A 24,685-nucleotide genomic window follows, 5' to 3' on the forward strand; every position below is an offset into this window, starting at 1 on the left:
TCTCGGTCTACGCCGGGACAGGCGTAACAACGGGGTGTACGAACCGTTCGTGGCCGCGCTCACACGTGCCAGCGGGCCGGGCCACCGGGCGCCGGCTGGTAGCGGAAGAGCCGGCCGGTGTGCAGCGAGGCCCGCAGGTGCGCGCCGGCCAGCGGCGCGCCGGCCGCCACCCGCTCGACGGTGGCCCGCAGCGCCCGGGTGGCGTTGACCCGGGCCCGCTCGGCCTCGCCGGACTGGGTGCGGGGCCGGCCGCCCAGCCCGGTGGCCCGCCGCAACTCCGCCAGCAGGGCGGTCCGTTCCGCCTCGACGAGCGCCGCCCGTTCGGCGTCGCCGGCCCGGTCGGCCGCGTCGAGGTGCTCGCCGAGCGTCGCGAGCCGGCGCTGGTAGGCCGCCCGGGCCGCGTCGTCGAGCACGGGTTCGGCCGGCGGCACCCGCAGCCCCGCACCACCGGCGACGAGATCGAGCGCGGGGATCTCCTGCCCGGGTGCGGCCAGCAGGGCGCGCAGGTACCGCACGCCCCGCCCGTCGCGGAGGCGGACCGTCTCGGACCCCGCGTCGAGCCGCCAGTCGTCGCCGTCGCGGCGTAGCCGCCACTCGCCGGCGGCGGGCGTCAGCGTGGCGAGCAGCCCGCCGAGGCCGAGCTGTTCGGCGATCGCGCGGGCCCGGGCCGCGTCGTCCGGCGCGCCCGTGACCTCGGCCCGCGCGGCCAGCGTGTAGGCGAGCCACGGCAGCGTGCCCGTGCGCTCCGCGAGGTCGACCGCGCGGCTCAGGTGGTCCACCGCGTCGTCGGGCCGGCCGAGGCGGGCGGCCAGCCTGCCCAGGTAGTCGTCGACCGGTCCGGTGATCATGTTGGCCCGGCCCCAGACGACCAGGCGTCCGCGGTACGGCGACAGCGCGTCGTACAACGTCCGCGCCGCCGTCGGGTCGCCGCCGCGGGCCGCGACGAACGCGAGGTCGGCCACCGCTCCGAGCCAGCGCGGACCCGACCCGGCCAGCACGGCCGGCAGCACGCGGGCCAGTTCGAGCGCCGCCTCGCCGTCCTGGCCGGACTCGGCCAGCGTGCGGGCGGCGGTCGCCTCGAAGAAGCTGCCGGGCAACCGCCGGGCCAGCTCACGCAACGGCTCGACCTCACCCGCCGCGTCGCCACGCAGCAGCGCGAGCCGGCCACGAAACGACGCGACCAGGCGTTCGGTGTCGGCCAGACCGATCCGCCGGCCCTCCTCCGCCGTCCGGGCGGCCAGCCGCTCGGCCACGTCGAACCGGCCGCGGATGGTCGCCAGCAGCGCCTGCCGGGACAGCACCACGACCGCCACCTCGGCGTCGCCGGCCAGCTCGCCGGTGCGGGCGTACACCCGCAGCGCCTCCTCGGCCGCGTCGAGGTCGCCGAGCTCGGCGCGGGCGGTGAAGGTCCAGAACAGCCCGCGCAGCTCCAGCCGGGCGGAGCCGGCGGCCCGGGCCAGCGCCACGATCTCCGCCGCGCCGGCCAGCCGATCCTGGGCGGCGGTCGGGTCCCACAGCGCGTGCAGGCGGGAGTCGAGGACCTCGGCGATCGTCTCCGGGTCACCGGTCGCCCGGGCCAGCCGGGTGGCCTCGTCGATCAGCTGCCGCCGCCGGTCACCGGCCGAGCGGTCCCCCAGCAGCTCGCGGGCGAGCCGGGCCAGCACCCGGGCGCGGGTGCCGGGCGGCAGGTCACGCTGGGCCGCCGTCTCCAGCAGCCGGACCAGACCCACGTCGAGGTCCAGGAACTCCGCCCGCGACGGGGTCGCCAACGCCAGGCGCAGCACCGCGTCGGCGGGGTCAGGCAGGTCGGCGAGCTGCGCGGCCATGTTGATCGCCGGGCCCGGTCGGCCACCGGTGGCGAGCCACACCGCGTGGACCGCCTCGGCCGGCAGGTCGGCGAACAGGCGGGCGAGGTCGGGCTCGGGCAGGCCACCCAGGTGCAGCTCGGGCGCCAGGCCCAGCGACCGGCCGGCGGTCGCCAGGACCGAGGTCGCGCCGGATGCGAGCCGGGTGAGGAACGGCATGCCTCCGGCCCGGTCGGCGTCGTCCACGACGAGCAGCCGTGGACCACCGGCGGCGACGTCACGCGCGGCCCGGTCGAGGTCGGCCGTTGTGGGTGCGGCGGGCAGCTCCGCCACGCCGAGGTCGCGCAGCAGCTGGTTCCAGACCAGCGGACCCGAGGCGGCGGCGGAGGCGCGGAACACGGCGATCCCCCGCCGGCGGGCCAGCGCCGCGGCGGCGTCGGCAAGCGTGGTCTTGCCCGCTCCCGCCGGCCCCGTCACCACCAGGTGCCCGCCGCTGCCGCGCTCGGCCCGGTCGAGCAGCTCTGCCACCGCCGCGAGCTCCCGGCGACGTCCGACCAGCGCCACCACCCCAGCGTAGTTTCCGCCGGTCACCGTCCCGCGTCAGGCCACGGCGTGGGTCTGCTCGGGGTCCCGCGTACGCAGGCCCCGCGCCCGCCGGCTCGTGGCCAGCGTCAGCGACACCACCAGCATCGGCACCGCCGCGGCGGCGAACGCCCAGCGGACGTCGCGCGACGCGAGCAGGCCCATCATCGCCATCGAGACGGGTTCGAGCACCACGCGGGGTAGTTCGAGCACGCTGCTGACCCGGCCGAGCAGCTCCGGCGGCGTGCTGGTCTGGACGAACGTCGGAAGGGCGACGTCGGTCGAGTAGGCCACCCCGAAGCCCAGCACCGCGAGGAGCACCACGGCCACCAGAACGTCGGGCACGAAGCCCAGCACGGCGAAGGAGACGCCCTCGAGGAAGGCCATCCCGATGATGAGCAGGCCCCAGCGCTCCGGGAGGCCGGTGAACGAGGCCGACAGCGTCCCCACGAGCTGGCCCAGACCCCAGGCGGAGAGCATGGGGCCGAGTGCGAACGCGCCCGAGTCGAAGCTCCGCGCCAGCGCGGGGAGGCCGACCGCGAACAGCCCGCTGTAGGAGAGCGTCGCGGCGGCGATCAGCGCGACCACGATGCGGGTCTCCACACTGCGCGCCGCGTAGCCGAGGCCCGACCGGATCTCGCGCAGCACACCGCGTACGGACAGGATCCACCACGAGGACGCGTTGCCCGACGGGCACGGCGACGACGAGACCGACCTCGCGACGATGACCGCCTGGGCCGATCGCACGGGCGGGGGCGTCTCCGCCGTGCGCCGGCTCGACGGGGGCATCGCGCACCTCGACCTCAACCCGGTGCTGTTCCCGACCGTCGTCGCCGGCGACACGGTCACCGCCGCCATGACCCTGGTGGCGACGGCCGACGCGCTGGTCCTCGACCTGCGCCGGTGCCTCGGCGGCGAACCCTCGATGGTCACCTTCATCTGCAGCTACCTGTTCGGGGGCGAGCCGGTCGAGCTCAGCGGTCTCTTCGAACGCACCACGGGGCGGGTGGCACAGGCCTGGACGCTGCCGTACGTGCCGGGCCGCCGGTTCGGGCCTGACAAGCCGGTCGCCGTGCTGGTCAGCGGCACCACGTTCTCCGGCGGCGAGCAACTCGCCTACGACCTCCAGCAGACTGGTCGGGCCACTTTGGTCGGGCAGCGCAGCCGCGGCGGCGCCCACCCCCGGCGGGCCTTCCGGATCGACGACCACCTCGAGTTGACCGTGCCGGTCGCCCGCTCGGTCTCGCCGGTCACGGGCGGCAACTGGGAAGGCACGGGCGTGCTGCCCGACGTCGAGGCGACGCCGGACGACACGTTGCCGGCGGCCCTGCACCTGCTGCGGGAACGCCTCGCGGGTGAGACTCAGCCGGCCGGGAACGGCTTGCGGTAGCGGGGTTGCCGGTCGGTGACGGTGTAGCCGGCGCGTTCGTACAGGCCGACGCTGTGGTGAGGGTTCTCCTCGATCGTGCGGAGGCGGGCCTGTCGCACGCCCCGGTCGGCCAGGGTGGCCAGCGTCCGGCGCATCAGGGCCAGTCCGACGCCGTGGCGGCGCCAGGGCGGGCGGACCGCCACCCACGGGGTCGTCGCGGTGCCGTCGGGCTCGAGTTCGGTGACGACGACACCGGCGACCTCGCCGCCGGCCCAGGCCACGCACCACAGGTCGACGTCCCGCACGTCGCGCAGGTATTCGTCGTGCGTGCGGGACCGGTAGCCGTCCCTGGACCCGGCGAAGCACTCCTCGATCGCGGCGTGGATCCGGGCGTGCTGCGGTGCGGCGACCGGTCGGAGCACGAGCCCCGCGGGCAGCCCGTCGCCGGGGTCGTCGCGCGGCTCGCACGCCATCTCCACGACCGTGAACGCGACCCGGTAGCCCTGCGCCGTGACCAGCGCAAGGTTGCCCACCTGGTCCGGCGCGACGTTGACGCCGAAGCACCGGACCTCGGCCGGGTCGGGCTGGTCCCGGTCGTACGCGATGGCGTGCTCCTCCTGCCAGCGCAGGATGGCGGTGCCCACTCCCCGCCGCCGCCAGGCCGGGTCGACGCGGCCGGAGAGCAGGTAGAGCCGGGTGCCGTCGGCCTCGTCCCACCAGGTCATCCCGCCATGGCCGACGATCCGGCCGTCGTCGACCGCGCCGGCCACCACGCGACCGTGGTCGAGCAACGGCCCGTCGAGCCGCCGCACACCCTCGTCGTCGCCGTCCCGACAGGCCCGCACCGTCACGCTCATCGCTCCACCGTGGACCGCGCCGGCGCGCACCGCAACGAATTTCGGCGGCCCGCCGCGGGCCACGCGCTAGCGGCGGTAGCGGATCCGGGGTCGGCCGTCCGGTCCCGCGTCGATGTCGACCGGCACGTCGTACACCTCGAGGATCCGCTCCGCCGTCAGCACCGCGGCCGGCGTGCCCGCCGCGACCACCCGGCCGCCGCACAGCAGCACGAGCCGGTCGCACCAGTCCGCCGCCAGGTTGAGGTCGTGCAGCGTGACCACCACGGTCGTCGGGGACGCGGCGAGGGTGCGCAGCAGGTCGAGTTGGTGGCGGATGTCCAGGTGGTTCGTCGGCTCGTCGAGCAACAGCAGGTCCGGCTCCTGCACGAACGCCCGGGCCAGGTCCACCCGCTGCCGCTCCCCGCCGGACAGGGTCGACCAGCGGCGGTCCGCGAAGCCGTCCAGGCCGGCGGAGGCGAGCGCCCGCCGCGCCATCGACAGGTCGGTCGCGGCGACACCCGCGAGCCGCGGCCGGTACGGGATGCGGCCCAGCAGCACCACCTCCAGCGCGGTCATCTCCACGTCCGTGGCCGTCTGCTGGGTGACGACCGCGATCCGCCGCGCCAGCGCCCGCCGCGGCAGCGCCGACAGCGCGACGGAATCCAGGGACACCTGCCCGGCGGACGGCCGGGCCAGCCCGCCGAGCAGGCGCAGCAGGCTCGACTTCCCGGACCCGTTCGGCCCGAGCAGTCCGACCGTCTCCCCCGGCGCGGCCGCGAACGCGACCGACGCGAGGATCCGCGCGCCCGCCACGTCCCAGCCGACGCCGGCCGCGTCGAGGCGGGCGCTCACGGCGTCCCCGACCGGCGGCGCATGACGACCGCGAACACCGGCACCCCGAGCAGCGCCGTGAGCACGCCGACGGGCAGTTCCTGCGGGGCGAACACCGTACGCGCGGCGGTGTCGGCCCAGATCAGGAAGATCGCGCCGGCCAGCGCGCTCGCGGGCAGCAGCACCCGGTGCCCGGCGCCGGTCAGGAAGCGCACCGCGTGCGGCACCGTCAGGCCGACGAAGCCGATCGCCCCGCTCGCCGCGGCCAGCGTGGCCGCCACCAACGCGGTCAGGGCGAACAACACCAGTCGGGTACGCGCGGCCGAGAACCCGAGCGACCGCGCGACGTCGGTGCCGAACGCGAACGCGTCCAGCGCCGTGGCCGCCGCCCAGCAGAGGACCAGACCGGCACCGGCGACCACGGCACAGAGCGCCACCGCCGGCCAGGACGCCGCGGTCAGCGAGCCGAGCAGCCAGAAGGTCACGCTACGGGTGTCCCGCGAGGCCGCGTCGGAGATCACGATCAGGCTGGTCAGGGCGCTGAACAACTGGGAGACGGCGACGCCGGCGAGCACGATCCGGGTCGGCTCGGCCGCCCGGCGGCCGGCCAGCAGCAGGACCGCGCCGAACGCGAGCGCACTGCCCAGGAACGCGCCGGTGGCGAGGCTGATCCCGCCCCCGATGCCCAGCACCAGCACCGCGACCGCGCCCGTCGACGCGCCCGCGGACACGCCGAGGAGGTACGGGTCGGCCAGCGGGTTGCGGGTCAGCGCCTGCAGCACCGCCCCGCACACCGCCAGGCCGGCGCCGACGAGCGCCGCCAGCAGGACCCGGGGCAGCCGCAGGTCCCAGACGATGCTGTCGGCCAGCGGCGGCAGCGGCCGCACCGGCAGGCCGAGGTGCGTGCCGACGGCCCGCAGCACGTCGCCGATCGACAGGTCGGCCGAGCCCACGGTGACCGCGGCCGCGACGCTCACGAGCAGGAGGCCCGCGGCCACCGGGAGGACGGGGCGGTTCATCGGCGGGCGAACACCACGTAGTCGTCGAGGTACTGCCACACCGTGCCGACCTCGGTGAAGCCGGCCGTACGCAGGGCGGCCAGGTGGAACTCGAGCGGTGCCAGCGGCTGCGGCGGCCGGTCGGCGAACCGCCGTTCCCGCTCCGCGGCCAGGTCGGCCAGTTCGGGCTGCCGGGCCGCCTCGGCGTACCAGCCGCTGTAGTCGAGCGCGCCCGCGGCGAACCGCTGCCGCTGCACCAGCGCGTCGTGCCGCTCGGCGAGGTCGCGCAGCACCGGCGTGCCGTACCGCAGGTGGTCGGCGTTGAGCAGCACCCCGCCGGCGGGCAGCAACCGGGCCGCGGCGGTGTAGACGCGCAGGAGTTGCTCCGGCGACAGCCAGTGCAGCGCCGTGGAGCTGAGGATCGCGTCGAAGCCGCGCCCGCCGAGGGTCTCGGCCCAGTCACCGGCCACCAGGTCCAGGTCGCGCACCTCGGCCCGGGGTCCGTAGCCGTCGAGCGCGCCGCGGGCGATCCGCAGCAGGATCGGGTCGTAGTCGACCGCGACCACGGCGGACCGCGGGAAGCCGGCCAGCACCCGGTCGGCGATGGCCCCGGGGCCGCAGGCCAGGTCGAGCACCATCAGGTCCTCGGTGCAGTGCAGGCGCAGCACGTCGAACATGGCCTCGAACCGCGACTCGCGGTGGGCCACGTACGCGGACTGCTGGTCGTCCCAGAGCCGCAGCAGACGCCGGGCGGCGGACGGGTTCATCGGTCGAGCCCGGCGGCGACGATCTCGGCTGCCTCGACGCTACGCACGGACGGGTCCATCGAGGACCCTGGCACGGTGACGAACCGGTCGTGCATCACCGCGTCCAGTTTGGACGTGACCGGGTTCTGCTTGAGGAACTCGATCTTCGACCGGGCGCTGTCGCCGTCGCCGCCGCGCGTCAGGTCGGCGAGCACGATGACGTCGGGGTCGCGCTCCGCGATCTCCTCCCAGTTGCCGGCGGGCCACCTCTGGGTGGCGTCGGTGAACGCGTTGCGAGCGCCGAGCAGGGTGCTGACCGCGTCGGGGACGCCGCCGTGGCCGGCCACGTAGGGCGTGCTCGTGCCGGAGTAGTACCAGAGCAGGCTGCGCGCCGGCGCGGCGTTCCGGGCCGCGTCGAGGCGGCCGCGCTGCTCACCGACGAGCCGCTCCCCCTGCTCGGCCACGTCGAAGACCGAGGCGATGTCGCGGATCTCCCCGAACAGCCCGTCGAAGCTGAACACCGGCTCCGCGTCCTGCTCACACGCGAACCGGGAGAGGTACGCGGGCACGCCGAGCGCGGCCAGGTCTTTCCGCGGCCCGGCGGCGTCCGGCGCGTACGCGGAGGTGTAGGTCGAGTAGACGAAGTCGGGGTTGGCCGCCCGCACCGCTTCGCGCGAGGGGTAGAGCTTGGCGAGCACGGGCACCTTCGCGTACGCGGGGCGCAGCGCCGGCAGGACGGGGTCGGTCTGGTAGCTGGTGCCGACCATCCGGTCGCCGAGCCCGAGGCTGAGCATGATCTCGGTGGCGTTCTGCTCCATGGTGATCGCCCGCTTGGGCGGCGTGCCGATGGTGAGCGGGAGCCCACAGTTGGTCAGCCGCACGGGATCCGCGGCGGCGGTCGGGGTGGCGTCGGCGGCGCCGCTGGAACAACCGGCGACCACCAGGCCGGCCATCAAGATGGAAACGGTTTTCAGTTTCATGTTGGCGGACACTAGCAGCGGCCGGCGACCGTGTCATCCGTGAGTGAGATGCCCGACCTCCCACCCGACCAGCACCTCTTCGACGCGGGGGCGCACGGGCGGCGCCGGCACCAGAGGTCTAGAACAGGGTCAACGGCTCCACCGGTACGGGTTCCGGCAGCGGTCGCAAACCCGGCAGCTTGGCGCGGACCTCGTCGTGGAAGCGGCGCGCCAGCGCCGGGGCGTCGGCGTTGTCGGGGGTGTGGACGAAGATCGTGGGCGAGCGGCCCTCGCGCAGCCAGCCGGCGGTGATCTCCACCCAGCGCTGCCAGCCGTCGACCGTCTCGGTCGTGGCGTCGCGGCCCAGGTAGCGGACGATCGGGAACTCCGTCAGCGCCCGCGTGCGCAGCGGCATCCGCGGCTTCTTCGTCCACGCCTCGCGTTCGGCCGCGCTCGTCGGCGGTCGCGCGAAGAACGCCGTCGTGTCGAACGGGACCCACTCCGCGCCGCCGAGCGCCGTCTCGAGCGCGGCGGCGGCCCGGCGGTCGGTGAAGAAGGCCGGGTGGCGCACCTCCACCGCGTACCGGTAGGTGGCCGGCATCGTCCGCAGGAAGTCCGCGAGCGCGCCCAGGTCGGCGGGCGTGAACGACCCCGGAAGCTGGATCCAGAGCGCGTGCGCGCGCGAGCCGAGCGGCTCGATCGCGTGCAGGAACCGGCGCAGCGGCTCGTCGGTGCCCACGAGGCGCCGCTCGTGTGTGATCTCCCTCGGCAGCTTCACCACGAACCGGAAGTCGGGCGCGGTCTGCGCCGCCCACGTCGCCACGGTCTCGCGCGCCGGCGTCGCGTAGAAGGTCGTGTTGCCCTCGACCGCGTCGCACCACCCGGCGTAGTGCCGCAGCCGCTCGGGCGACCGGTCCGGCAGGAAGCGTCCGTACCAGGACTTGAGCGTCCACATCGCGCAACCCACCTGAAGCCGCATGGCCCCACGGTAGTCATCCGCCGACGGCCGGCAGGTGGCGCTTCGGGTCGGCGGTGACGTAGACCGCGCGGCCCTGCTGGCCGACGACCAGCCCCTGCGTGCGCAGCACGATCATCGCGCTGCCGATGGTCTGGCGGCTGACCTGGTAGCTCTCGCACAGCTCGCGGCTGGTGGGCAGCGCGGCACCGGGAGCTAGGCGACCCGTGGAGATCTGCCGGCGGATGTCGTCGACGATGTCCAGGTAGCTCGGCCGGTTGCCCATCGCAGCCCTCCCATCACGGGTTACAATGGCTACTATTACGGCAAGGGTACGCGGACGTCAAGGCCACGTTCGCGGCCTAGGTGACGGGCAGGTTCACCCGGCGGCCGACGCCCAACTCGGGCGCCTCGTCGTGGGAGATGACCGCGAACGCTCCCCGTGGCACGCGGGGCAGGGCGACCGCGCGGGCCGCGACCTCCAGCAGCACCTCCTCGGTGCCGCCGGTGGCGAAGAAGACGTAGACGTCGCCGACCTGCTCGCCGTCATCGTACTCGTGGTCCTCCTCCGCCAGGAAGTCCTCGATGTCGTTGATCCACGGGTACGGATAATCGCGCTCGCTGACGCCCGGTGCCGGCAGCATCGGCACGTGTATCTCCACCACGATCATGTGTCGTACTCCCCGCTGTCCCATGGTGGGCAGAAAGCCATGTAGTCGCCCGGCTCCAGGATGACCCACCAGTCGTCGCCGTCGTCCTCGGGTGGTTCCGGGATCAGGCCGAACGTCGTGCCGAACCGGTCGACCGAGAACGGCTCCACCTCGATGCGGGTGAAGGTGACGTCGCCGAGCGAGGCGAGCCGGCCCTCGTACGTCGCCCGCGCCGCCACCTGGTCCAGCCGCGCCCGCGGCCCCAGCGCGTCGATCCGCGCCTCCAGGAACCTGCCCGAACCCTCGAACAGGAACAGCGCGACGAACTCCTGCCCCTCGTCGTCGTCCCCGGCGGGCTCGAACGGCGTGGTCAGGAAGAACTGCCGGCCGTCGGCCGTGCGGCCGACGTGCTCCGCGTGGTGGTCGTCGTGGTCGATGGCGATGCGGGTGGGTGGCCCGGCGGTCATCGCACCATCATCCACGGCCCGGTCCGGCGGCGGAGATCCGGGAACGATCTCCGCCGCCGCTCGCTCACAAGGCCGTGCAGGCAGGGCTCAACGCCGGTGCGGCGCCGTTGGCCTGGAAGCCGAACTCCGTCGCGGCGCCCGGGCCGAGGCGGCCGTTGTAACTCGCGTTCGTCACCTGCGTCGCGCTGCCCGACCCGCTGAACTGGCCGCTCCACGAGTTGACGACCGTGGTCCCGGCCGGTAGCGCCAGGCCGACCCGCCACCCGTTGACACCGCCGCTGCCGGCGGTGACGCGCACCGCGGCCACGTACCCGCCGCTCCAGGAACTCGTCACCCGGAACGCGGCCGTGCAGCCGCCCGGGCCCGGTGGCGGGGTGGTCGGGTTCGCCGTCGGTGAGGTGGTCGGGCCGCCGGTGTTCAGGCCGAAGAACGCGATCGCCGCCGACGCCTGCACCGGCAGGTTGTGCGGGGTGTTGGCCATGCTGATCGCCTCCACCTGACCCGACCCGTACCGCGTGCGGGTCCAGCCCGACTGCGGGCTGTCGGTCGACGTCGGGGTCTGGCTGATGCCGTGGACGTTGGTCCACTGCTTGATCGCCTCGCCGAAGTTCACGTACGACAGGATCTCGTCGTTGGTCCCGTGCCAGAGCTGCATCCGCGGTCGGGTGCCGGTGAAGCCGGGGTACGCGTTGCGGACCAGATCGCCCCACTGTTGCGGCGTGCGGGTGAGCTGACCCTGCGCGCACTGACTGTTCCACTTGGACGGACCCGCGAAACAGCCGAAGGGTACGCCCGCGAAGGCGGCGCCGGCCCGGAAGACGTCCGGGTACGCGCCGAGCAGGACGTTGGTCATCATCGCGCCGGAGGAGACACCGGTGACGAACGTCCGGGCGGGGTCGGCGTTGTAGGTCTGCTGCACGTACCGCGTCATCGAGACGATGCTCAGCGAGTCGCCGCCGCCGTTGTGCGTGAGGGTCGCCGAGGAGGCGACGTCGAAGCAGCCGTCACTCGCGGTCACCGACGGGTAGACGACGATGTAGCCGTGCTGGTCGGCCAGGCGGGCGAAGTCGGTGCCGCTGTAGAACGCGGGCCCGCTGCCGGTGCAGTAGTGCACCGCGACGAGCAGGCCGGGCCGGGCGGCGACGCGGTCGGGCACGTAGAGATACATCCGCAGGTTGCCCGGGTTGGCGCCGAAGTTCGTGACCTCGGTCAGCGTCGCGGCCTTGGCGGGGGAAGCCACGAGCAGCGTGGCCGCGACGACGGTGGCGGCCAACGTGATCCAGAGGGCGTGCACTGCCTTGGGGAGAAGCCTCATGTCGCTCCTGATGCCGGATGCGCGGGCGCACCCGCGCGCAACAGCACTGCCGTTGCCCTCGGCAGAGGATTGATTCGGCTCCCGACCCGCAGGGTAGGCGCGGCGCCGGCCGGCGGGCACGTGTTTTCGAAACCCGTGCCCGCCCGGCCGGCGGCGGTGCGGTCAGGCCGCGAGGCCGCGCTTCAGGGCGCCCGCGATGCGCACGACCCGCTCGGCCTGGTGCCGCGCGGCGTTGCGGGTCTCGTCGCCGACCGGGTTGGTGCCGTTGGCGGTGAAGTGCGACGTCCCGTACGGGTTGCCGTCGACGAACTTGACCGCGTCGGTGTAGCCCGGCGCCACCACGATGCCGCCGAAGTGGTGGATCGTGTTGTAGAGCGCGATCAGCGTCGACTCGTGGCCGCCGCGCTGGGTGGCGGTCGAGGTGAAGCCGCTGTAGACCTTGTCGGCCAGCTTGCCCTGCGCCCACAGCGGCGACAGGGTGTCGATGAACTGCTTGAGCTGGGCCGCGACGTTGCCGTAGCGGGTCGGCGAGCCGAAGATCACCGCGTCGGCCCAGTCGACGTCGTCCAGGGTCGGCGCGGGGACGTCGGCGGTCGCGGCGTGGTGCGCGGCCCAGGCCGGGTTGGAGTCGATGGCCGACTGCGGCGCGAGCTCCTCGGCCTTGCGGACCCGGACCTCGGCGCCGGCCTTCTCGGCGGCCGCGGCGATCTCGTTGGCGATCTCGGAGCCGGTGCCGGTCGACGAGTAGTAGATGACGGCGAGCTTGACGGGTTCAGACATGGGGGTTCGTTCCTTACTCGGGGAGGTCGAGTACCCCACGCTAGCCAGCTCAGGGTGATGCGTCACCCTGACGAAGGGCGGACGTGCCTCACCTCACCGAATCGGCGGGCGGGGCGGCGTCAGTCGGGGTCGCGGTCGGCGATGTTCTCGAGCACGGCTGCGGACAGAGTGGCCAGCGTGTCGACCTGGCGCGGGCTCAGGGCGTCGAAGAACAGCCGGCGGACCGTGGCCGCGTGCCCCGGTGCGGCCTTGAGGATCGCCGCGTAGCCCTCGGTGGTCATCGCCACGACCTGCCCGCGCGAGTCGTCGGCGCTGGTCTCGCGCTGGACCAGGCCGCGCGCGGCCATCCGCGAGATCTGGTGGGTGAGCCGGGTCTTCTCCCAGCGCAGCGCCTCGCGCAGCTCGAAGACGCGCAGGCACCGGTCGGTGGCGTCCGACAGGGTCGCGAGGACCGCGTAGTCGGCGTAGGAGAGGCCGGAGTCGTGCACGAGCTGCCGGTTGAGCCGGCGCCGCAGGTCTTCCTGCATGGTCAGGAAGCCGCGCCAGGCGCTCAGCTCGCGCTCGGTCAGCCAGTCGGGCTCCGCCATGCCGCCGACTCTACCTCGTGAAGGGTGACGCATCACTCTTCACGAGGCTACGAGCCAGCCGTGGTGCTCAGGCCTGGCCGACGCGTTGGCGTTGGCGGCCCAGGCCGTCGATCTCGAGTTCCATCACGTCGCCGGGCGTCAGGTACGGGAAGCGGCCCGAGAGGGCCACGCCCTCCGGGGTGCCCGTGTTGAGCAGGTCGCCGGGCTCCAGGACCGTCACCTGGCTCAGCTGGTAGATCAGCTCGGCCACCGCGAAGATCATGTCTGCCGTGGACGAGTCCTGGCGCGGCTCGCCGTTGACCCAGGAGCGCAGCCGCAGCGCCTGCGGGTCGACCACCGCGTCAGCGGTGACCAGCCACGGGCCGAGCGGGTTGAAGGTCTCGCAGCTCTTGCCCTTCGACCACTGACCGCCGCTCTGCTTGATCTGGAAGTCGCGTTCCGACACGTCGTTGGCGATCGCGTAGCCGGCCACGTGCGCGAGCGCCTCCGCGGGCGACGACAGGTAGCGGGCGCGGCGGCCGATGACGACCGCCAGCTCGACCTCCCAGTCGGTCTGCTTCGAGCCGCGCGGGACCAGGACCTCGTCGTCGGGGCCGACGAGCGTGTTCGGGGCCTTGTAGAACATCACCGGCTGCTCCGGCGGGTTCGCGCCCGACTCCGCGGCGTGGGCCGCGTAGTTCATGCCGATGCAGAGCACCACGCTGGGCCGGGCGATCGGGGCGCCCACCCGCTGGCCGGTGACGTCCACGGCCGGCAGGGAGCCGGCGGCGTGGGCCGCGCGTACCCGCTCGATGCCGTCCCCGGCGAAGAACGCCGGGTCGATGTCCGCGGTGACGCCGGTCAGGTCGAAATGCTGACCCGAGCTGTCGAGCAGGACGGGACGCTCGGCGCCGGCCGGGCCGATCCGCATCAGTCGCATGCCGCTTCTCCTTCGCTCACGGCGGCGAGGGGGAAGCCGCCGTCGCCCGACCGTACCCGGGCAGGCGGAAGCGGGCGGAGGCAGGCGGCGGGAGGTTCAGCCCTCGGCGGCGGTGAGGATGCCGGCGGCCTCGTCGGCGACCGCGTCCGCGTCGGGGCCGGTCACGGTCACCGTGACCTCGGTGCCGGCCACCGCGCCCATCGCCATCACGGCCAGCACGCCGCGGGCGTTGGCCTTCTTCTCCCCCGCGACGAGCTGGATGGTGGTCTCCTTGTGCCGGCCGGCGAGCCGGGCGAGCTGGCCGGCGGGTCGGGCGTGCAGCGCCTTCGGCAGCACGACCACCCGCTCCGCCAACGCGTCGGAGTCCTCAGAACTTTGCGGCATCGCGCGCCTCCTCGGCGGCGGCGATGACCGCGTCCAGGTCGGCGCCGCTGCCGGCGGCCACCGCCGCGGCGACCGCACCCTCCACGAACGGCGCGTCCACGAGCCGGGCGGTGGTCTCGCCGGCCAGGTCCGCGAGCACGGAACGGGCGCTGAGCACGGCGCTGCCCAGGTCGGGGATGAGCACGACGCCCGAGCCGGCGTCGGCGTCCTCGATCGCGGCCTCGATCTTGTCGGTGCTGGTGCCCAGCCCACCGTCCTCGGTGCCGCCGGCCGGCACCACGGTCGCGCCCCCGGAGATCTGCTGGACCAGCTCCGCGGCCCCTTCGGCGAGCGCCGAGCTGTGCGAGATCAGCACGATGCCCACCAGTCCGATGCCTTCCGTCATGGCATGGTCACCTCGATCCGCTCGTCGACCAACTCGGCGACCTCGCCGGCCCCGCCCAGCCGCAGCGCGTGGGTGAACAGCGCCCGGCACTGCTCGGTGTCCAGCCGGCGCAGCCGCCACCGCGTCTCGTCGATGCGGGCCACGGCGACACTGACCGACCGCACGCCGGCACCCAGCAACAACGGCAGCGTCGTCGGGTGCGACCCCGCGTCGCCGCAGACGGTCAGCGGCGGCAGCCCGGCCGCGACGGCCGCCTCGACGACGCGGCCGATCAGTGAGAGCACCCGGGGGTGGGCGGCGAGCTCCGTGCGCGCCCGCGGGTCGACCCGGTTCAGGTCGAGCACCTCGGAGGTCAGGTCGTTGCTGCCGATCGAGACGAAGTCGACGACCTGACAGAGCGCCTCGATCTCGCGTACGGCGGCGATCGTCTCGACCATCGCACCGACCGGCGGCGCGGGCACGCCGAAGCTGACCGCCGCGGCCTCCACCGCCGCCCGGACCGGGGCGAGCTGGTCGGGGCTCGACACCATCGGCACCATGATCCGCAGCCCGACGTCGCGGCCGAGGTCGACGATCGCCCGTACCTGTGCGGTCACGGCCGAGGGGTTGGCGAGCAGCACGGGCAGCCCGGCGGGCGGGGTCAGGAACGGGGGGATCTTGTCGTTGGCGAAGTCGAGCAGGCGTACGGTCACCGGCCGCCCGGCCGCCTCGGCGAGCAGCGGCGCCAGGACCCGCCGGTGGTCGGCCTCGCTCGGCCAGCGGTCGGCCTCCATGAACTGCAGCTCCGTGCGGACGAGGCCACTGCCGATGGCCCCGCTGTCCAGCGCCAGCCGGACCTCCACATCGGACGAGACGTTGGCGTAGAGACCGAACGGCTGGTCGTCGGCGGTGACGTGGGGCAGGCCGCGCTCGGCGGCGAGCCGCCCGCGGCGCTCCACCTCGCGGGCGGACGCGACCTCGGTGCGGGCGACCTCGGCCGGCGAGGGCTCCGCGACCACCGCGCCGGCGTCGGCGTCGACCAGCAGGTCGGTCGCGTCCGGCAGGTCGAGCACCTCCGGGTCGACACCCATGACCAGCGGCAGCCCGACGGAGCGGGCGACGATCGCCGCGTGCGAGTTGGCGCCGCCGCGCACCGCGACCGCGCCGACCAGGCCGCCGCCGAGGTGCTCGATCAGGTCGGCCGGGCCGAGTTCGGCGGCGACGAGCACGAACCGGTCCGCGGGGGCGTCGCGGCCACCGCCCGGGTACGCGAGCCGCTCGAGCACCCGGCGGCCGACCTGACGCACGTCGGCGGCCCGCTGGCGCAGGGCGTCGTCGGGCAGGAGGTCCAGGACGGTGGCGTAGCTCTCGACGGCCTCCCGCACGGCGGGCAGCGGCTGGTCGCCGCCGGCCGCCTGCTTGGCCGAGTCGACCAGGTCGGGGTCCGCGGCGATCAGCGCACCGACGGCCACGATGTCGGCGGCCGCCTCGCGCCCCTGCGCGCGTACCCGATCGGCGACCCGGTCGAGGTCCGCCGCGACGGCCGCGAACGCCTCCTCCACCTCGGCCGGGCCGATGTGGACGGCGCCGGCCGGGACCGGCCGGTCCGCACGCCAGGAACCGGCGACCGCGGCGCCCGGCGCGACGCCCTGACCGGCCCACCGGTGGGCGACCGACGTCACGGTGCCTCGCCGGCGGTGACCGTGGCCAGCGCCCGCATGAGCAGCACGGTGGACGCGGCGCCCGGGTCCTCGTGACCGATCGTGCGCTCGCCCAGGTAGCTGGCCCGGCCCTTGCGCGCCAGCATCGGCACGGTCTCGGCCAGGCCGCGCTCGGCCGCCTCGGCCGCGGCCCGGGTCGCGCCGGCGATGTCGGCACCGCCCTCGGCGGCCACCTGGTAGGCGGTGACCGCCGGACCGAGCGCGTCCAGCATCGTCTTGTCGCCCTCGTGGGCGGCACCGAGCTGCTGGATCCCGTTGAACGCGGCCTCCAAGGCGGAGCCGAGCTTGGCGACGTCGACCTCGGTCACGTCGGCCAGCGCCTTGCCGGCCTGCCGGAACCCGGTGCCGTAGAGGGGGCCGGACGCGCCGCCGGTCTTGCTGATCAGCGCCCGGCCGACCGTCTGGAGCACCGCGCCGGGCGTCTCCGCCTCCGCCTTGTCGAGCATCTCGTCGGCCGCCTGGAACCCGCGGCGCAGGTTGACGCCGTGGTCGCCGTCGCCGATCGCCGCGTCGAGCCGGGTCAGGTTCTCGGCGTTGTCGGCGATCAGCCGGGCCGCCTCGTGCACCCACGCGCGGAACGCGCTCGTGTCCATCAACGGCCCCAGCGCAGCGCCGGCGTCTGCACCGGCGCGTCCCACAGCTCGGTCAGCTCCGGGGTCATCCGCATGACGGTGATCGAGCAGCCGGCCATCTCCAGGCTGGTGATGTAGTTGCCGACCAGGTTGCGGGTGATCGTGGCGCCCCGGCTCTCCAGGAACTCGGCGACCGCGGCGTAGACCACGTACAGCTCGATCAGCGGGGTGCCGCCCAGGCCGTTGACCATCACCAGCAGGTCGCCCGAGAGCGGCATGTCGGCGTGGATCGCCTCGAGCGCGACGCCCGCGATCTCCCGCGCGGTGGTCATCTGCCCGCGCGAGCGGCCGGGCTCGCCGTGGATGCCGACGCCGATCTCGATCTCGGTGTCGCCCAGCTCGAAGCCGGGCTTGCCGGTCGCCGGGATCACGTTGGTGCTCAGCGCCACGCCGAACGAGCGGGAGCGGTCGTTGACCTCGCGACCGACCGCGGCGCAGGCGGCCAGGTCGGCACCGCGCTCGGCGGCCGCTCCGACGATCTTCTCGACGAAGACCGTGCCGCCGGTGCCCCGCCGACCGGCGGTGTAGGTGCTGTTCTCGACCGCGACGTCGTCGTTGACCAGCACCGACTCGACCTGGAGGCCGTCGTCGCCGGCCAGTTCGGCGGCCATCTGGAAGTTGAGCACGTCGCCGGTGTAGTTCTTCACGATGTGCAGCACGCCGGCCCCGCCGTCGACGGCCTTGGTGGCGGCGAGCAACTGGTCGGGCACCGGCGAGGTGAACACCTCACCCGGGCAGGCCGCGTCGAGCATGCCGAAGCCGACGAAGCCGCCGTGCAGCGGTTCGTGGCCGGAGCCACCACCCGAGACCAGCCCGACCTTGCCCGCCGTCGGCCCGCGGGAGATGTACCGGTCCTCGAGGTTGACGGTCAGGTCCGGGTACGCGGCCGCGAACCCCACGAGCGCGTCGGTGAGCACGTCATCGGGCGCGTTGATCAGCTTCTTCACGACTCTGACTCCTTATCCGGCTGTGGTGCCCTTACGAAGCGAGGCGGAAGAACGAGGATCGGCCCCGCGAAAGGTCGCGCCGGGCACGTGGCCGCGCATCGAGCGCGCCAAGGCCACCCCTGCCGATATCAGCCTAGCCGCCGGTCAGTACGCGGGTCCGGCTTTCCTGGATCGGACAGGCTTGTCAACGATGCGGGAGATGATAAAGATCAACGTTATGGTACGGCTGGTGCTCGTTCGCCACGGCGAGTCGCGATGGAACGTGGACGACCGCTACCAGGGGCAGGCGGACTCGGGGCTGACCGAGGTCGGGCGGACGCAGGCCGAGATGGTGGCCGAGGTGCTGGTCGACCGGTACGGCGCCGCCGACCTGGTGCTCGCCAGCGACCTGCCGCGGGCGTGGGACACGGCCGCGCCCTATCTCCAGCGGATCGGCGGGACGGCCCGCGCGGACGCCCGGCTGCGCGAGATCGACGTCCGGGACTGGGTCGGCCGCACGCGGGCCGAGGTCGCCGCCGCGTACCCCGACGAGATCGCCGCGTTCGCGCGCGGCGTCGACATCCCGCGTGGCGGCGGCGAGACCTACGGGGAGCTCCGCGAGCGGGTCTGGGCCGCACTGGAGGAAGCGGCCGCGGCCACGACCGGCACCGTCGTCGCCTTCACCCACGGGGGTCCGATCCGGGTGGCGACCGCCGCCGCGTTGGCGGTGCCGCCGCCGGGCGAGCGGGGTTTCGTGCCGGTGCGGAACTGCTCGCTGACCGTGATCGAGCACAACGGACCGGCCGGCGGGCACCGCCTGGCCGTCTACAACGCACCGACCGCGGCCGGCAGCCGCTCGACGCGGGTCGAATGAGCGTCTGGGCGGGCGTCGACGTCGGCACGCAGAGCCTGCGGGTGCTGCTCGCCGACGACGACGGGACAGTGCTCGACCGCGCGACCGTGCCGCTCACCGGCCGCCGCGACGGTGCGCGGCACGAGCAGGACCCGGCGCAGTGGTGGTCGGCCCTGGGCATGGCGTTCCGCGCGGTCGACGCGACCCGGGTCCGCGGTCTGTCGATCTGCGGCACCTCGGGCACGTTCCTGCTCAGCGACGCCACCGGCGAAGCGCAGACCCCTGCCCTGATGTACGACGACGCGCGCGCCACCGACGCATGGGCACTGCCGAAGCTGCGCTGGCTGCTCGCCCACGGACCGGCGGCGGTGCGGGCCGGTCTGGCCGACGGCCGGCTCGTGCTCCGGCACTGCGGCGACCACCTCGCCGACCGGTTGACCGGCGACCAGGTCGCGACCGACTGGACCAGCGCGCTCAAGTCCGGCTACGACGGCGGGTGGAACGTGCCGCCCGACGTGCCCGCGTCCGCCCTGCCGGCCGTGGTCCGGCCCGGCACCGTGATCGGCACCGTCGGCCGGGACGGCGCGGCGCACACCGGCCTGCCGGTGGGCACGTCCGTGCACGCGGGGCTCACCGACGGCTGTGCCGCACAGGTCGCCGCGGGCGCGCTGGCGGTCGGCGACTGGAACTCGGTGCTCGGCACGACGCTGGTCGTCAAGGGCGTCACCGCGACCCGGCTGGCCGACCCGACCGGGGCGGTCTACTCGCACCGGCATCCCGACGGCGGCTGGCTGCCCGGCGGAGCGTCCAATGTGGGCGCGGCCGTGGTCGACGACCGGTTCCCGGGCGTGGACCGGGCGGCGCTGGACGCGGCCGCCGCCGCGCACGAGCCGGCCGGTGCGCTCGTCTACCCGCTGCGCACCACGGGCGAGCGGTTCCCCTTCGTGCGGCCGGACGCGACGGCGTTCACGGTGGGCACGTTCGCCGGCGACGCCGACCGCTACGCCGGGCTGCTGCAGGGCGTCGCGTTCGTCGAGCGGCTCTGCTACGCCCACCTGCGCCGGCTCGGCGCGGACACCGGCGGGACGCTGACGCTGACCGGCGGTGCCACCCGCAGCGCCTACTGGTCGCGGCTGCGCGCCGACGTGCTCGGCCGCCCGGTCGCGCTGCCGGCGACCACCGAGCCGGCGCTCGGCATGGCGGTGGTCGCGGCGGCCGGCGACGGCGACCTCACCGCGACCGCGAAGCGGATGGTCCGGATGGCCGGGACGATCGAGCCGCGCGCCGGGGACCGGTTCGGCGAGCCGTTCGCCCGGTTCGTCGACGCGTTGGTCGCGCGCGGCTACGTCGACGCCGGCCTCGCCGCCTATGCCAAGGAGCCGTCATGACGCGTACGACCGTGGTGCTGGCCCGGCACGGCCGCACCGCCTGGCACGAGCCGACCCGCTACACGGGCCGCAGCGACGTGCCGCTCGACGAGGTCGGGGTCGCGCAGGCGGCGGGACTCGCGGAGTGGGCGGCCGGTCAGGGTTTCGCGGCGCTGGCCTGCTCGCAGCTCACACGGGCGCGGCAGACGGCGGCCGCGGTGCCGGGCCTGACCGCGACCGTCGACGACCGGCTGCGGGAACTCGACTTCGGTGTCGCCGAGGGGCGGACCCTGGACGAGTTGCGCGCCGCCGACCCGGAGATGGTGGCCCGCTTCGTGGCCGACCCGGCGGCGGGTCACTTCCCGGGCGGCGAGCACCCCGCCGACGCGGCCGCGCGGGGGCTGGCGGCCCTCACCGCACTCGCCACCGCGTACCCGACCGAAAAGGTTCTGGTCGTCGCGCACAGCACGCTGATCCGGCTCGTGGTCTGCACGGTGCTCGGCGTCCCGCTCGCCGAATACCGGCGGAAGCTGCCCGTGCTCGATCCGACCGCTACCACCACGCTGCGCTTTCCCGAGCCCGTCGGCGTCGTCTCCTATAACGTCGACCGATGACCGTCATCGGCGTCGACGCCGGGACCACCGTGACCAAGGCCGTCGCGTTCGACGCCGACGGCACGGCGCTGGCCCGGGCCGCCCGGCCGACCGTGCTCGACCGCGTCGGCGACGGCCGCTACGAGCAGGACGCGGACGCCGTCTTCGGCGCGGTGGTGGCGGTGCTGCGCGAGCTGCGGGAGTTGCTGCCGGGCCCGGTCACCGCCGTCGGCCTCACCGCGCAGGGCGACGGCCTCTGGCTGCTCGACGGCGACGGCCGCCCGGTGCGGCACGCGATCTCCTGGCTCGACGCCCGCGCGACCCCGATCCTCGACCGTTGGACCGAGGACGGGCTCGCCGCGTTGGCGTACCGCAGGACCGGCAACTATCCCTTCCCCGGCGGCGCCGGGCCGCTGCTCGCCTGGCTGGACGCGCACGAGCCGCACCACCTCGACCGCGCCGCCACCGCCGGCTACTGCAAGGACATGGTCGTGCAGCGGCTGACCGGCCTGCGCGCGACCGACCCGTCCGACGCGTCGGCGCCGTTCCTCGACCCGCACAGCCGCGCGTACGACCTCGATCTGATCGACGCCTGCGGGCTCACCCACCGGCGGGACCTGCTGGCTCCGGTGCACGACGCCCCGCACGCCCCGCTGGACGCGGCCGCCGCCGACGCGACCGGCCTGCCGCGCGGGGTGCCGGTGGTCGGCGCGCCCTACGACCTGCCCGCGTCGGCCTGGGGCGCCGGCGTGCGGGCCGTCGGCGCCGGCCTGCTCACGGTCGGCACCACGCTGGCCTGCCAGGTGGTCCACGACACCGTGGACACCGGCGGCGAGCCGGCCGGGCTCACGCTGAGCACCTGGCAGCGCGGGCGCTGGCTGCGCGCGCTGCCGGCGATGGTCGGCACCGCCGCCCTCGACTGGGTGCTCCGGCTGGTGGGCGCGACCGTCGCCGACCTCCCGGCGCTGCTGGCCACGGGCCGTTCCGCCGGCCTGACGGTGCTGCCGTTCTTCGCGGAGGCGGGCGAGCGGGCGCCGTTCGTCGCACCGCGCGCCCGCGCCCGGATCGACGGGCTGCACCTCGGTCACCAGCCCGCCGACCTGGTGCGGGCGACCTGCGAGGCGATCGCCTACAGCGCCCGGCACTGCCTGACCGCGGCGGGCCTGGCCGGCGAACTGACCGCGTGCGGCGGCGGGGTGGCCACGGCCGAGTGGGCGCAGATCTTCGCCGACGTCCTCGGCCGGCCCATCCGGGTGCTGGCCGGCGAGGAGATCGGTGCGCGCGGCGCGGCGCTGGCCGCGCTGTCGACGGTGGAGAGCGAGCCGGCCGGCTGGACGCCGGCCGGGCGGGTGGTCGAGCCCGCCGGCGACCACGAGGACGGCTACGCGCGCTATCTCGCGCACGTGGAACAGGCCCGACCCGACTGGAGCTGAGGCGCTGTGCGGATCCTGCTGGCCGGCGACCACTTCGTCACCAACGACCTGCTCGCCGCGGCGCTGGGTGACGGTCATGAGCTCAGCACGCTGAGGTTGCCCTGGCCGCACATGCCGTACGGGCCGGTCGCCGAGGTCGACGAGGCGTCCGGCGACGAGGACGCGCTGATCGCGGCACTGTCCGGTGTGGAGGCCGCGATCACCCAGATGGCGCCGTTCACCGCGCGGGTGTTCGCGGCCGCCGACGCGCTGCGGCTGGTGGTCGTCTGCCGCGGCGGGCCGGTCAACGTCAACCTCGACGCCGCGGCGGCGGCCGGCGTGACGGTGCGCACCACACCGGGACGCAACGCGGTGGCGGCCGCCGAGCACACGGTCGCGCTCATCCTCGCCGCACTGCGCCAGATCCCGGACCGGCACGCGGGCGTACGCGCCGGCGAGTGGCGCAGCGACCTCTACGCGCTCGACCGCGTCGGCGGCGAGCTGGCCGGCAGCACGGTCGGACTCGTCGGATACGGCGCGATCGGTCGCCGGGTGGGCCGGATCCTCCGGGCGTTCGACGCCCGGGTGCTGGTGCACGACCCGTACGCGACCGGTCTGGACGGCGCGACCGCGGTCGACCTGCCCGAGCTGCTCGACAGGTCCACGGTGCTCAGCCTGCACGCCCGGCTGACGCCGGAGACGACGGGCCTGATCGGTGCCGCGGAGCTGGCCCGGCTGCCGGCCGGGGCGGTGCTGGTCAACACGGCCCGCGGCGGCCTGCTCGACTACGCCGCCGTGGTCGACGCGCTGGAGTCGGGCCATCTCGGCGCGGCCGCCTTCGACGTGTTCGACGCCGAGCCGCTGCCCGCCGGCTCCCGGCTGCGCACCGCGCCGCGGCTCGTGCTCACCCCGCACCTGGCGGGCGCGACCCGGCAGACCGCGGAACGCGCCGCGACCCAGGCCGCCGCCGCGGTCGCCGCGTTCACGGGCAGTTGGCGCTGGTCCGCTCGATCTCGACTTCCTCGTCGTCGACGGTGATCCCGGACGGCTCGCCGCCGAACCAGGACTCGACCTTCTCGCCGCCCACCCGCTGCTCGTGGTGCAGGTGCGGGGCGCCGGAGTTGCCGGTGCTGCCGAGCTTGCCGATCTGCTGACCGGCCGCGACCTCGTCGCCCTCCTCGACCAGCGGCGGCTCCAGCATGTGCAGGTACTGGGTCTCCCACTGCCCGCCGTGGTCGATCTTCACCCAGTAGCCGCCGCCCCGGCCCTTGGGCCCGCGCGGGTTCTCGGGTGTCCGCCCGCCCAGCGAGCCGTTGACGCCGGACACGGTGACCGTGCCGGCGGCGGCCGCCAGCACCGGCCGGCCCCACGACTCGCCCTCGGTCGGGAACAGGTCGACGTCGAAGTCGTCGTGCCCGGGGTAGGTGGACAGCCGCCAGGTCTCGCCGCAGCTCACCGGGAGCTGGAACAGCGGGCGCGGGCCGGGCCGACGCAGGTGGTCGACCAGCAGCACGGCGAGCACGGCGGCGACGACGATCGCGACGCCGGCGCCGACCGCGGTGGCGCGGGTGGCGGGCGGCGCGCTCACCGGCCGGCCAGGAACGTCTCGACGGCGTCCGCGAAGGCGTTGGGCGCGTTCGGGTGCACGACGTGGCCGACCGGGATCGTGGTCAGCTCGCCGCCGGGGATCCGCTCGGCCATCTCCGCCATCGCGTCCTGCGGCAGGAAGCTGTCGGGGCCGCCGGCGACGACCAGCGTCGGCACGGGCAGCGCGGCCAACTCGGTCCACCACTTGGGGTCGGGGGCGTTGAGGGTGGCCAGCACCGAGGGGCGCACCTCGCGGTCGTAGAAGGGCGCCGTGTCGGGCAGGCCGGTCGGCACCGGGATGCCCAGCGGCACCGGCGGCGGCGTCTCCTCGAGCACCAGGGCGGCGACCCGGTCGGGCGCGGCCAGCGTGGTCAGCAGGGCGACCAGCCCGCCCAGGGAGTGGCCGACGAGCACGACCCGGTCCAGGGCCAGGCGGTCGAGCAGGGCCAGCAGGTCGTCGCGGAAGACCAGCGGCCCGTACGGGGCGGCGCGCTCGGTCGCGCCCATGCCGCGCAGGTCCGGCACGTAGACCCGGCGCCGCCGGGCGAACCGCGGCGCGAGCTCGTCCCAGCTGCTCCCGTCGCCGCCGCCACCGTGCAGCAGCACCATCGGCACCGCGTCGGCCGGGCCGGGCAGCGTGCGGCAGGCGACCCGCAGACGCCCGGTGTCCACGTACTCGGTCATGCCCGCGACCCTATGCGGACCGCGCCACTAATGACTCGTCGCCCGACCCACCTCGAGCGCCACCACCCCGGCGATGATCAGCACGAGGCCGCCGATCTGCAGCGGCGAGAGCGACTCCTTCAGGAAGACCGCCCCGATGATGGCGATCGCGGCGACACCGACCGCGGACCAGACCGCGTACGCGACGCCGACCTGCATGCCGAGCTTCAGCGCCTGGGAGAGCGCGAAGAAGGCGAACCCGTAGCCGATGACCAGGATCACCGATGGCACCAGGCGGGTGAACCCCGCCGAGGCGCGCAGCGACAGCGTGGCCGCGATCTCCGAGACGATCGCGCCCGCCAGCCAGAACCACACCCGTGCCGC

29 protein-coding genes are annotated in these 24,685 nt (G+C 74.7%); 6 read left to right on the plus strand and 23 right to left on the minus strand.

Features of this window, described 5'->3' with window-relative positions; translation table 11 throughout:
- Positions 1-59: 59 nt before the first annotated feature.
- On the minus strand, positions 60-2,369 hold the full coding sequence (locus Asi02nite_RS20800; protein WP_203715390.1) for an ATP-binding protein: 2,310 nt from the start codon (positions 2,367-2,369) through the stop codon (positions 60-62).
- A gap of 36 nt (positions 2,370-2,405) precedes the next feature.
- Positions 2,406-3,035: an MFS transporter gene (locus Asi02nite_RS20805; RefSeq protein ID WP_203715392.1), complete on the minus strand. Its 630-nt coding sequence runs from the start codon at positions 3,033-3,035 to the stop codon at positions 2,406-2,408.
- 34 nt (positions 3,036-3,069) lie between these two features.
- On the opposite strand from Asi02nite_RS20805, the gene Asi02nite_RS20810 reads away from it, so the two are divergent.
- On the plus strand, positions 3,070-3,777 hold the full coding sequence (locus tag Asi02nite_RS20810) for a S41 family peptidase (protein WP_203715394.1): 708 nt from the start codon (positions 3,070-3,072) through the stop codon (positions 3,775-3,777).
- Here the strand turns inward: Asi02nite_RS20810 and Asi02nite_RS20815 are convergent.
- From Asi02nite_RS20815 to dhaK, 18 genes are all read right to left on the minus strand, one after another.
- Positions 3,750-4,613, minus strand: coding sequence for a GNAT family N-acetyltransferase (locus Asi02nite_RS20815; RefSeq protein ID WP_203715396.1), 864 nt, complete (start codon positions 4,611-4,613; stop codon positions 3,750-3,752). The two genes, Asi02nite_RS20810 and Asi02nite_RS20815, sit on opposite strands and share 28 nt — an antisense overlap.
- A gap of 66 nt (positions 4,614-4,679) precedes the next feature.
- A complete protein-coding gene (locus Asi02nite_RS20820; RefSeq protein WP_203715398.1) occupies positions 4,680-5,444 on the minus strand; it encodes an ABC transporter ATP-binding protein in 765 nt (254 codons plus the stop codon).
- A complete protein-coding gene (locus Asi02nite_RS20825) occupies positions 5,441-6,442 on the minus strand; it encodes a FecCD family ABC transporter permease (protein WP_203715399.1) in 1,002 nt (333 codons plus the stop codon). The genes Asi02nite_RS20820 and Asi02nite_RS20825 overlap by 4 nt, the downstream gene beginning before the upstream one ends.
- Positions 6,439-7,188 (minus strand): class I SAM-dependent methyltransferase, encoded by a 750-nt coding sequence (locus Asi02nite_RS20830; RefSeq protein ID WP_203715400.1) that lies wholly within the window; start codon positions 7,186-7,188, stop codon positions 6,439-6,441. Before Asi02nite_RS20830 ends, Asi02nite_RS20825 begins: the two co-directional genes overlap by 4 nt.
- Positions 7,185-8,147, minus strand: a complete 963-nt coding sequence (locus Asi02nite_RS20835) for an ABC transporter substrate-binding protein (RefSeq protein WP_203715401.1) — start codon at positions 8,145-8,147, stop codon at positions 7,185-7,187. The genes Asi02nite_RS20830 and Asi02nite_RS20835 overlap by 4 nt, the downstream gene beginning before the upstream one ends.
- A 118-nt stretch (positions 8,148-8,265) precedes the next feature.
- Positions 8,266-9,081 (minus strand): DUF72 domain-containing protein, encoded by an 816-nt coding sequence (locus Asi02nite_RS20840; RefSeq protein WP_203715459.1) that lies wholly within the window; start codon positions 9,079-9,081, stop codon positions 8,266-8,268.
- 37 nt (positions 9,082-9,118) lie between these two features.
- Positions 9,119-9,367 (minus strand): winged helix-turn-helix domain-containing protein, encoded by a 249-nt coding sequence (locus tag Asi02nite_RS20845; RefSeq protein ID WP_203715402.1) that lies wholly within the window; start codon positions 9,365-9,367, stop codon positions 9,119-9,121.
- A gap of 76 nt (positions 9,368-9,443) precedes the next feature.
- The gene (locus Asi02nite_RS20850; protein WP_239126864.1) at positions 9,444-9,752 is read right to left on the minus strand and encodes a hypothetical protein; all 309 of its coding nucleotides are present in this window, start codon (positions 9,750-9,752) and stop codon (positions 9,444-9,446) included.
- Positions 9,749-10,198: a hypothetical protein gene (locus Asi02nite_RS20855; RefSeq protein ID WP_203715403.1), complete on the minus strand. Its 450-nt coding sequence runs from the start codon at positions 10,196-10,198 to the stop codon at positions 9,749-9,751. The genes Asi02nite_RS20850 and Asi02nite_RS20855 overlap by 4 nt, the downstream gene beginning before the upstream one ends.
- Positions 10,199-10,262: 64 nt before the next feature.
- Positions 10,263-11,513: an extracellular catalytic domain type 1 short-chain-length polyhydroxyalkanoate depolymerase gene (locus Asi02nite_RS20860; RefSeq protein ID WP_203715404.1), complete on the minus strand. Its 1,251-nt coding sequence runs from the start codon at positions 11,511-11,513 to the stop codon at positions 10,263-10,265.
- Between the two features lie 162 nt (positions 11,514-11,675).
- On the minus strand, positions 11,676-12,293 hold the full coding sequence (gene wrbA, locus Asi02nite_RS20865) for an NAD(P)H:quinone oxidoreductase (protein ID WP_203715406.1): 618 nt from the start codon (positions 12,291-12,293) through the stop codon (positions 11,676-11,678).
- Positions 12,294-12,412: 119 nt separating this feature from the next.
- Positions 12,413-12,880 carry a MarR family winged helix-turn-helix transcriptional regulator gene (locus Asi02nite_RS20870; RefSeq protein ID WP_203715408.1) on the minus strand — a complete coding sequence of 156 codons (468 nt, stop codon included), beginning with the start codon at positions 12,878-12,880 and terminating at the stop codon, positions 12,413-12,415.
- A 67-nt stretch (positions 12,881-12,947) separates the two neighbouring features.
- Positions 12,948-13,799: a fumarylacetoacetate hydrolase family protein gene (locus tag Asi02nite_RS20875; RefSeq protein WP_203715410.1), complete on the minus strand. Its 852-nt coding sequence runs from the start codon at positions 13,797-13,799 to the stop codon at positions 12,948-12,950.
- 96 nt (positions 13,800-13,895) lie between these two features.
- Entirely contained in the window at positions 13,896-14,183 is a 288-nt protein-coding gene (locus Asi02nite_RS20880; protein WP_203715412.1) for an HPr family phosphocarrier protein, read from the minus strand.
- On the minus strand, positions 14,167-14,568 hold the full coding sequence (gene dhaM / locus Asi02nite_RS20885; RefSeq protein ID WP_239126866.1) for a dihydroxyacetone kinase phosphoryl donor subunit DhaM: 402 nt from the start codon (positions 14,566-14,568) through the stop codon (positions 14,167-14,169). Before dhaM ends, Asi02nite_RS20880 begins: the two co-directional genes overlap by 17 nt.
- Positions 14,565-16,229: a putative PEP-binding protein gene (locus Asi02nite_RS20890; protein ID WP_203715414.1), complete on the minus strand. Its 1,665-nt coding sequence runs from the start codon at positions 16,227-16,229 to the stop codon at positions 14,565-14,567. Before Asi02nite_RS20890 ends, dhaM begins: the two co-directional genes overlap by 4 nt.
- Positions 16,226-16,861, minus strand: coding sequence for a dihydroxyacetone kinase subunit DhaL (dhaL, locus tag Asi02nite_RS20895; protein ID WP_203715416.1), 636 nt, complete (start codon positions 16,859-16,861; stop codon positions 16,226-16,228). Before dhaL ends, Asi02nite_RS20890 begins: the two co-directional genes overlap by 4 nt.
- Positions 16,861-17,847 (minus strand): dihydroxyacetone kinase subunit DhaK, encoded by a 987-nt coding sequence (gene dhaK / locus Asi02nite_RS20900; RefSeq protein ID WP_203715418.1) that lies wholly within the window; start codon positions 17,845-17,847, stop codon positions 16,861-16,863. The genes dhaL and dhaK overlap by 1 nt, the downstream gene beginning before the upstream one ends.
- 229 nt (positions 17,848-18,076) lie before the next feature.
- Here dhaK and Asi02nite_RS20905 point away from each other — a divergent pair, with 229 nt between their 5' ends.
- From Asi02nite_RS20905 to Asi02nite_RS20925, 5 genes are read left to right on the plus strand one after another with little or no spacing between them, the layout of a single operon-like run.
- Positions 18,077-18,700 carry a histidine phosphatase family protein gene (locus tag Asi02nite_RS20905; protein ID WP_203715427.1) on the plus strand — a complete coding sequence of 208 codons (624 nt, stop codon included), beginning with the start codon at positions 18,077-18,079 and terminating at the stop codon, positions 18,698-18,700.
- Positions 18,697-20,067, plus strand: coding sequence for an FGGY-family carbohydrate kinase (locus Asi02nite_RS20910; protein ID WP_203715429.1), 1,371 nt, complete (start codon positions 18,697-18,699; stop codon positions 20,065-20,067). The genes Asi02nite_RS20905 and Asi02nite_RS20910 overlap by 4 nt, the downstream gene beginning before the upstream one ends.
- Positions 20,064-20,660 (plus strand): histidine phosphatase family protein, encoded by a 597-nt coding sequence (locus Asi02nite_RS20915; protein ID WP_203715431.1) that lies wholly within the window; start codon positions 20,064-20,066, stop codon positions 20,658-20,660. The genes Asi02nite_RS20910 and Asi02nite_RS20915 overlap by 4 nt, the downstream gene beginning before the upstream one ends.
- On the plus strand, positions 20,657-22,072 hold the full coding sequence (locus Asi02nite_RS20920) for an FGGY-family carbohydrate kinase (RefSeq protein ID WP_203715432.1): 1,416 nt from the start codon (positions 20,657-20,659) through the stop codon (positions 22,070-22,072). The genes Asi02nite_RS20915 and Asi02nite_RS20920 overlap by 4 nt, the downstream gene beginning before the upstream one ends.
- 6 nt (positions 22,073-22,078) lie before the next feature.
- Positions 22,079-23,089 (plus strand): 2-hydroxyacid dehydrogenase, encoded by a 1,011-nt coding sequence (locus tag Asi02nite_RS20925; RefSeq protein WP_203715434.1) that lies wholly within the window; start codon positions 22,079-22,081, stop codon positions 23,087-23,089.
- Here the strand turns inward: Asi02nite_RS20925 and Asi02nite_RS20930 are convergent.
- The 3 genes from Asi02nite_RS20930 to Asi02nite_RS20940 are packed head-to-tail and all read right to left on the minus strand — an operon-like array spanning position 23,034 to position 24,676.
- Positions 23,034-23,639: a M23 family metallopeptidase gene (locus Asi02nite_RS20930; RefSeq protein WP_203715436.1), complete on the minus strand. Its 606-nt coding sequence runs from the start codon at positions 23,637-23,639 to the stop codon at positions 23,034-23,036. The genes Asi02nite_RS20925 and Asi02nite_RS20930 overlap by 56 nt on opposite strands.
- On the minus strand, positions 23,636-24,322 hold the full coding sequence (locus Asi02nite_RS20935; protein ID WP_203715437.1) for an alpha/beta fold hydrolase: 687 nt from the start codon (positions 24,320-24,322) through the stop codon (positions 23,636-23,638). Before Asi02nite_RS20935 ends, Asi02nite_RS20930 begins: the two co-directional genes overlap by 4 nt.
- 27 nt (positions 24,323-24,349) lie before the next feature.
- A complete protein-coding gene (locus Asi02nite_RS20940; protein WP_203715438.1) occupies positions 24,350-24,676 on the minus strand; it encodes a DMT family transporter in 327 nt (108 codons plus the stop codon).
- Between the last annotated feature and the right edge of the window lie 9 nt (positions 24,677-24,685).

Source organism: Asanoa siamensis (assembly GCF_016862555.1).
Lineage (GTDB): Bacteria > Actinomycetota > Actinomycetes > Mycobacteriales > Micromonosporaceae > Asanoa > Asanoa siamensis.